This window comes from Desulfovibrio sp. 1188_IL3213, assembly GCF_036763145.1.
Taxonomy (GTDB): Bacteria; Desulfobacterota; Desulfovibrionia; order Desulfovibrionales; family Desulfovibrionaceae; genus Desulfovibrio.
The window spans coordinates 1-1,909 of record NZ_JBAIYR010000425.1; the positions used below are offsets into that span (position 1 = coordinate 1).

Here is a 1,909-nt window from a genome sequence, read left to right on the forward strand (position 1 = left end):
TGACCGGCGACGCGGGCAAGACCTTTGACAAGCTGCTGGCATATGCCCAGGGCGAAGGCCCCGCTGCCGCAGTGCCTGCCGCTTCAGCCGCTTCCGGCGGAGCGGACCAGGTGGACAGGGTGCTCAGGGAAGCCAGAAAGGTCATCATCGTGCCTGGTTACGGCATGGCTCTGGCTCAGGCCCAGCACAAGGTGAAACAGCTTGCCGACCTGCTGGAAAGCAAGGGCGCCAAGGTGAGCTACGGCATCCATCCGGTGGCCGGACGCATGCCGGGCCATATGAACGTGCTGCTTGCCGAAGCCAACGTGGACTACGAAAACCTGCTTGAGATGGATGTGGTGAACCCCCTGTTCGCCGAAGCCGATCTTGTGATCGTGATCGGGGCCAACGACGTTGTGAACCCCGCGGCCAACACTGCCGAAGGCACGCCCATTTACGGCATGCCCATTCTCAAGGCCAATGAAGCCAAAAACGTCATTATCTGCAACTATGACGACAAACCCGGCTATGCGGGAGTGGACAATACCCTGTACGGCAGGCCCGGCGTCATCATGATGCTTGGCGATGCTTCGGCAACTATGGACAAGCTCATAGGCATGGTTCAAAAGTAGGACAACTCTGTTTTACCCTGCTCCATGCGTAGAATATGCATAGAGCATTTGACAGTACGATTGCGTTGGATAAACTGATATGTTGCCCGGGGGCGCGCTCTTCTTCTGGAAGAGGGCGTCCCCTCGGCGTTGTGGGGCATTGAAGCGCGGCGACAATGGGCGTATGCATTGCCGGAAGGGCCACAGACCGGCCCGGATAAAGGAAAAACGGCCCGCTCGGGCATTCTGGCCGGGCTGATAAGGAAGGATATATGATGACGCTGATTGTGCTTTTTGCCGTGGGCCTGGCGGGTGGTCTGGTGTTCGACTATTTCGACCTGCCCGGCGGCCCCATGACCGGAGCCATGCTGGCCGTGGTCATTTTCAAGACCTTCGGTTCCGTGAGTACGCCCGAAATACCGCACTGGATACGCTATGTGATCTATGGCTGCGTGGGAGTGATCGTGGGCAATATGTACAGCCCTGACATGCTGACGGTGATCCGCTCCACCTGGCCCATCATGCTGCTGTCAACCGCCATCATTCTGCTGGCGGGCCTGTTCTGCGCCTGGGTGAGCATGCGCTTTGGCGGCATGAGCGCCGGCGGGGCCTACCTTGCCACCAGCCCGGGAGGTTTCAACGCCATTGTGGCTCTGGCAGGGGATGCGGGCAGTGAGGCCCCTGTGGTGATGGTGTACCATCTGGTGCGCATCTACGCCATTGTGCTGCTGTCGCCTTTGGTCGCCAAGCTGCTGGCAGCCCTCATAAAGTAGACCGAAATCTCCAAGCCCTGCCTTCCGGACGGCAGACTCCCGGCGTCGGGAGCAGCATTCCTGCCTGTCCAGCCGAGAGAATTTTACCTTCTGGCCTGGACGTTTTCTGAGGGGAACGGCGTCTAGAAACAGCCCCTAGTCCTGGCGGGTCAGATGGTAGATGGCGGGAATCATGTACATGAGGCTTGCCGTCTGCTGCGCGGGATCATAGCGTGTCGCCACGATGACCGTGCCGAGGTTCCAGATGTGGCCGTTGTCGCCTTCACCGGCAGAGGGCGGCCCAAAGCGTTCACTGACCATGCGCAGGATGCTCCGGGCCGTGTCTTTGTTGGGGGCGGCATATTCCAGTTCCACAAAGCCCAGCGGCGCGGGCCTGCCCGGGCCATAGCAAAGAGCCATCTGCCGTGCGCCGGGTACAAGAGCGCCCGGGGTATACAGGTCACAGATATAGGCGTCATCCTGTCGGCTTGCCTGCATGCCGGCCTTGGAGAGGGTGTCGCGCATGGCCGCCCGGTTGGCCGTATCCAGCCGTTGCCCGAAAAGCAC

The 1,909-nt window shown here is 60.3% G+C and carries 2 protein-coding genes and 1 pseudogene; 2 read left to right on the forward strand and 1 reads right to left on the reverse strand.

Going from position 1 to position 1,909, the window contains the following annotated elements:
- Together V6C16_RS12195 and V6C16_RS12200 are read left to right on the forward strand one after the other, a co-directional pair.
- A partial coding sequence (locus tag V6C16_RS12195; protein WP_333543321.1) for an NAD(P)(+) transhydrogenase (Re/Si-specific) subunit beta occupies positions 1-611 on the forward strand: 611 nt, incomplete at its 5' end.
- Positions 612-862: 251 nt separating this feature from the next.
- Positions 863-1,363, forward strand: a complete 501-nt coding sequence (locus V6C16_RS12200) for an AbrB family transcriptional regulator (RefSeq protein WP_333534682.1) — start codon at positions 863-865, stop codon at positions 1,361-1,363.
- Positions 1,364-1,498: 135 nt separating this feature from the next.
- Here the strand turns inward: V6C16_RS12200 and V6C16_RS12205 are convergent.
- Positions 1,499-1,909: pseudogene (locus V6C16_RS12205) on the reverse strand (sel1 repeat family protein); the annotation flags it as partial.

What these genes read in the sequence shown, in the direction of transcription:
- V6C16_RS12200 (WP_333534682.1), top strand. Translation starts at nt 863, where the DNA reads ATGATGACGCTGATTGTGCTTTTTGCCGTGGGCCTGGCGGGTGGTCTG.